The organism is Mesorhizobium sp. M2A.F.Ca.ET.039.01.1.1 (assembly GCF_003998035.1).
Lineage (GTDB): Bacteria > Pseudomonadota > Alphaproteobacteria > Rhizobiales > Rhizobiaceae > Mesorhizobium.
Window position 1 is genome coordinate 1 of record NZ_RZRY01000424.1, and the last position, 5,569, is coordinate 5,569.

General features: G+C 60.5%; 6 protein-coding genes and 1 pseudogene. 2 read left to right on the plus strand and 5 right to left on the minus strand.

All coding sequences use genetic code 11. From position 1 onward, the window contains the following. The 5 genes and pseudogenes from EOA24_RS42455 to EOA24_RS25770 all read right to left on the minus strand — a co-directional run. Positions 1-204 (minus strand): annotated as a pseudogene (locus tag EOA24_RS42455) (APC family permease); the annotation flags it as partial. A gap of 302 nt (positions 205-506) precedes the next feature. Then, positions 507-911 (minus strand): RidA family protein, encoded by a 405-nt coding sequence (locus EOA24_RS25755; protein WP_127410192.1) that lies wholly within the window; start codon positions 909-911, stop codon positions 507-509. A 161-nt stretch (positions 912-1,072) separates the two neighbouring features. Further along, positions 1,073-2,707: a chaperonin GroEL gene (gene groL, locus EOA24_RS25760; protein ID WP_127410193.1), complete on the minus strand. Its 1,635-nt coding sequence runs from the start codon at positions 2,705-2,707 to the stop codon at positions 1,073-1,075. A 34-nt stretch (positions 2,708-2,741) separates the two neighbouring features. Continuing rightward, on the minus strand, positions 2,742-3,029 hold the full coding sequence (groES, locus tag EOA24_RS25765; protein ID WP_127410194.1) for a co-chaperone GroES: 288 nt from the start codon (positions 3,027-3,029) through the stop codon (positions 2,742-2,744). 200 nt (positions 3,030-3,229) lie between these two features. Then, entirely contained in the window at positions 3,230-3,469 is a 240-nt protein-coding gene (locus EOA24_RS25770; RefSeq protein ID WP_127410195.1) for a hypothetical protein, read from the minus strand. Positions 3,470-3,932: 463 nt separating this feature from the next. Between EOA24_RS25770 and EOA24_RS25775 the strand changes: the two genes are divergently transcribed. Next, positions 3,933-4,349 (plus strand): NAD(P)H-dependent oxidoreductase, encoded by a 417-nt coding sequence (locus EOA24_RS25775; RefSeq protein WP_281059898.1) that lies wholly within the window; start codon positions 3,933-3,935, stop codon positions 4,347-4,349. A 75-nt stretch (positions 4,350-4,424) separates the two neighbouring features. Continuing rightward, on the plus strand, positions 4,425-5,569 hold a 1,145-nt coding region (locus EOA24_RS25780; protein ID WP_133374609.1), incomplete at its 3' end, for an LLM class flavin-dependent oxidoreductase.

Below are 5,569 nucleotides of genomic sequence, written 5' to 3' on the forward strand. Positions count from 1 at the left end.
GAGATACGCAAGCCAGGTGCCGTTGCCGGCGGTTGCAAACACGACGGGAATGACAAGGCCGGGCGCTCCCGACGGGGCGATGGGTCCGATGGATTGAGCAACGACCTCGGGAAAGCTCAGATAATTTCGGCGAAGGCCTCCGCCCAGCGACGAGCCCGCCGCGACAACACCCGTCTCTGCCGACCCTGCTGAAATGGTGCTCATAACCGACCCCTGAGCGGCGCGATTGCCGCCTGATGGTGATACGAAAGTCTATTAAGTCGGTAAACAAAGGGTATTTTAAAAAGATGGCGGCTATCGCAACGGCGTTGCGCCATTCCGCGGTTTGCCGAAATGCAGGGCGGCAGATGCCTTGCCCTAGTTGCGATGGACCGTCGTCAGATCATGTATTCGGCCCGAGAATGGTTTTGATCCACGACAAGGAAAGTGGCCGATCAAGTAAGTGTGGGCACCTTCAACAATGTGCCGGCGCTTCACCGCGGGCAAAACTGAACGTCGGACCTGCCCTACGATCCGGCTTGCCCCACAACGAGATCGACTTCGACGAGAGCGTTTCTGCCGAGCATTGCGACACCGACCGTTGTTCTTGCGGGCAGTCGGTCGGCGTCAGGAAAATAGGGATCGTAGACCGCGTTGAAGCCTGCGTAGTCCTGCTCGAAATTCCTGAGATAGATTCTGGCGAAGATGCAATTCGATAAACTGAACTCCGACTCTTCGGCGATAGTCGAAAGATTGAGGAAGACCAGGTCCGCCTGCTCGCCAATCGTGCCAGGAAGCGCGGCGTCCGGCTGCGTCGGGTCGATGGGAAGCTGGCCGGTGATATGGAGCAGACCGTTGAATTCCACGGCGTGAGAGTAGCGTGCGGTTCTGGGGGAAGGCGCTGCGCTCTCGACCTTGATATAACGCGTCATCTTGGTTCCTGGTCTTTTGGTTCAAGCCTGCGGCGAGTGATTGGACCGGCGATCATTGTGACGACCAGGATACCCCGGGCCGCGATGACGGAGCACGGCGAAACGCCGGAGGCGCAGGCAAGCCGCCTGCGCCTCGCTGGTCTCTCCCTGCGCTGGTCGATCTAGAAGTCCAGACCGCCACCGGCGGGAGCGCCGACGGGGGTGCCGGGCCTGTCCTTCGGCGCTTCGACGACGAGGGCCTCCGTGGTGACCAGAAGTCCGGCCACCGACGCCGAGTCCTGCAGGGCCGTGCGCACGACCTTTGCCGGATCGAGAATGCCCGCCTTGAGCAGATCCACATAGGTCTCGTTCTGGGCGTCGAAGCCGAAGGTCGGCGACTTATTCTCGAGGATCTTGCCGACCACGACCGAGCCCTCCACGCCGGCATTGTCGGCAATCTGCCTGACCGGTGCCTCGAGCGCCCGCAACACGATGCTGATGCCGGCCTGGATGTCGGCATTGCCGTTCTTCAAGGCTTGCACCGCGGACTTGGCGCGCAAAAGCGCCACGCCGCCGCCGGGCACGACGCCTTCGGCGATCGCCGCCCGGGTCGCGTTCAGCGCGTCGTCCACACGGTCCTTCTTTTCCTTGACCTCGACTTCGGTCGCGCCGCCGACACGAATGACGGCAACACCCCCGGCAAGCTTGGCCAACCGCTCCTGCAGCTTCTCGCGGTCATAGTCGGAGGTGGTCTCTTCGATCTGCTGCTTGATCTGGGCTATGCGGGCCTTGATCTCGCTCTTCTTGCCGGCGCCATCGACCACGGTGGTGTTTTCCTTGTCGATCCGGACCTTCTTGGTGCGGCCGAGTTGGGCCAGGGTCACGCTTTCGAGCTTGATGCCCAAATCCTCGGAAATGACCTGGCCGCCGGTGACGATGGCGATGTCCTCGAGCAAAGCCTTACGCCGATCACCGAACCCAGGCGCCTTGACGGCCGCGATTTTCAGCCCGCCACGCAGCTTGTTCACCACCAGCGTGGCGAGCGCCTCGCCTTCGACGTCCTCGGCGATGACGAGCAGCGGCTTGCCGGTCTGCACGACCGCTTCCAGGATCGGCAGCAGCGGCTGCAGCGAACCGAGCTTCTTCTCGAAGATCAGCACGTAAGGTTCGTCGAATTCCACGACGAGCTTCTCCGCGTTGGTGACGAAGTACGGCGACAGATAGCCCCGATCGAATTGCAGGCCTTCGACGACGTCGAGCTCGGTCTCGAAGCTCTTCGCCTCCTCGACGGTGATGACACCTTCGTTGCCGACCTTCTCAACCGCCGTGGCGATGATCCGGCCTATTTCCGAGGCGCCGTTCGCCGAAACGGTGCCGACCTGCGCCACCTCTTCCGACGAGGCGACCTTGCGGGCGCGCTTCTTAATATCGGCGATGGCGGCGGCCACAGCGAGATCGATGCCGCGCTTCAGATCCTGCGGATTAAGACCGGCGGCGACGTATTTCGCGCCCTCCTTGACGATCGCCTGAGCCAGAACCGTCGCGGTCGTGGTGCCGTCGCCGGCAAGATCATTGGTCTTGGAAGCAACCTCGCGCAGCAGCTGCGCGCCGAGATTCTCGAACTTGTCCTCGAGCTCGATTTCCTTGGCGACGGTGACGCCATCCTTGGTGATGCGCGGCGCGCCGAAGGATTTGTCGATGACGACGTTGCGACCCTTGGGTCCCAGCGTGACCTTCACGGCGTTGGCGAGGATGTCCACGCCGCGCAGCAGGCGGTCTCGGGCATCGGTTGAAAATTTCACGTCCTTGGCGGCCATGACTATTGTCTCCTGTAATTGTCTCGGGAAAGTGTCAGGCGATAACGCCGAAAATGTCGGATTCCTTGGCGATCAGCAGATCCTGCCCGCCAATCTTGACTTCGGTGCCGGACCATTTGCCGAACAGCACGCGATCGCCGGCCTTGACGTCCAGCGGAATGAGCTTGCCCGTCTCGTCGCGGCTGCCGGGGCCGACCGAAACAACTTCGCCTTCCTGCGGTTTTTCCTTGGCGGTATCGGGAATGATGATGCCGCCCGCTGTCTTTTCTTCGCTTTCGATCCGGCGGATCACCACCCGATCATGCAAGGGTTTGAAACCCATGGCATATCTCCATTGCTAAACTTGGCACTCTCCTCATCGAAGTGCTGATAAGTTGTAGCGAAGGCCGCGAAATCGAAGCAAAGACGTTCTTTGCTTTCTTGGAAAGATTTGGAGCACGCCTTTGCCGGCGTCTTTCATCTTGGCGCACGGGACCATCGAGGGACGCAACCGGGCACGTCCGGATCGGCACGTGACCGCCTTCAGACGCCTACGCAAACAATCTCTTCGGCAGAAAAGGCTTCAGTGCTGAGGACAGCCCTTTCGACAGGTTTGCCGTACCCGACCTTTTGCCAGTACCCGGCGCGCGGTCGGGCGATGTCAAAGAGATCGCAAGCCACGGCGACGTGCTGGTCGCGCACGTTGAGTTCGCGAGCGATCTCGGTCATCGGCTTCGACCACACAAGCTCGAAGAGGGCGGCGCGGCTCAGTTTATGCATCATCAACTCCCGGCATCATCGGCCTTTGGCCTCTGCCCGTAAATCTGTAGTCGACGAACAACTATTGTAGCCCGCAGCTGCGTTTGGAAAATACCAAGCCAACCTAAAGACGCGGGCAAACCCGCACAAAGCTTGTCACTGACAGTCGCAGACGGAGAAGATCGGTAGCGCGTGATTTCGTCGGACACATCACACCGACAAAATCGAGTTCTGAGGTCGATCCTTCAGCAGGCGCTGGCTTCACTCTGTCTCATCTCGCCGGCACAACCTGGCGGCTCGCCTTGATCGCCGCCCACCCGATGCTTCCAGTCAGCATCGAATGACCCCATCATAGCCGACATTCCGCAAACTCCATCCGATTGGCGGCTTCTTTTTGAAATCTGCTCCCTCTCTTAATTCGACCAAGTCGATAGAGTTTGGTGGGTACAGACCGTTATGAGGGGGGCCGGCAAATGTCGAGAAGTTCGTGCTAGGAATATCGGGTAATCTTACTCTCCCTTCGAAGACAATGGGGTTTGTTGACCACATAGTCGGACAAGTAGCGAAGAAGATTGGCGCATCCTCAGCTACTTTCGACATCCAGGATTTAGGCCCTTACTTTGCGCGCTCCAAGCGGCTTGGTGACCTTGACCTTTCGGCCCGAAACATCGTCGAGCAATTGTCGAGCGCCGCTGTCCTGGTGGTCGGCTCGCCGACGTTCAAAGGCAGCTACACTGGACTGTTCAAGCATTTCTTCGATCTGCTGGAGCCATCCTCGCTTAAAGGAAAGCCAATTATTCTTGCGGCGACTAGGCATCGTGCGGCCGAAAAGGACGGCGCCGGCAACTTGTTAGCCACGCCGCCAAAATCCACGCCGATCGTCCGCTCCGGTAAAGCGCCGTGATCCTCGTGAATTGTCATCGTTGCTGAAAGGAGACTGAAGGTGAGCAAGGTTGGGAAGCTGCGGCTTGGCGCCTTCATGTATCCAGCTGGCCACCATGTGGCGGCATGGCGCCACCCTGACACCGCCGCGGATGCGACGACGAGCCTCAGGCAGCGCATCGCATTTGCCCAGGCGGCAGAACGCGCGAAGTTCGACCTGATCTTCCTGGCGGATGGGGTCGCGGCCCATACGGATGATCTCAAATCCCTCTCCCGGACCGACGAATGGGCCGTTGGTTTCGAGCCTCTGACGCTGCTGTCGGCACTTGCCGTCGTGACGGAGCGGATCGGCCTGGTGGCAACAGCCTCCACAACATTCAATGAGCCGTTCAATCTGGCTCGCAAATTCGCGTCGCTCGATCAGATCAGCGCCGGCAGGGCCGGCTGGAACCTCGTGACGTCGTCCAATCCGCTCGAATTGGAGAATTTTGGCAATATCAGCCAGTTCGCGCATCAAGACCGCTACGCACGAGCGGAAGAGTTCGCCGATGTCGTGCTCGGCCTATGGAACAGCTGGGAGGATGATGCCTTCCTGCGTGACAAGCATAGCGGCCTCTTCTTCGACCGGGAGAAAGTGCATATCCTGGGGCACCGCGGACGCCATTTCCGGGTGCGCGGACCGCTGACGGTCTCGCGCTCGCCGCAGGGTCACCCGGTCGTCGTGCAGGCCGGCTCTTCCGAGGCGGGCAAGGAGTTGGCGGCCCGCACCGCGGAGGTTGTCTTCACCGCGCAGCGAACGCTCCCGGAGGCGCAGAGCTTCTATGCCGACCTCAAGGGACGGCTTAAGAAGTATGGCCGCCATCCGGATGATTTGAAGATTATGCCGGGCGTCTTTCCAGTGGTCGGGCGAAGCGAAGCCGAGGCCCGCGAAAAGTTCGAGCAGATCCAGTCGCTGATCCATCCCGACGTCGGGCTGGAGCTGCTGTCAAACCTCTCCGGTGGTGTCGATCTTTCCGCCTATTCGCTCGACGGGCCGCTGCCGGACCTGAGCGAGACCGAGCGCGGCAAGAGCCGCCAGCAATTGATCATCGATCTTGCCCGGCGAGAAAATCTCACCATCCGTCAGCTCTACGAGACCATCGCCGGGGCACGCGGCCATTGGCAGCTCGTCGGGACGGCCGAGACCATCGCGAACGAACTCGAAGAGCGCTTTAACAAGGGCGGCGCCGACGGCTTCAACAT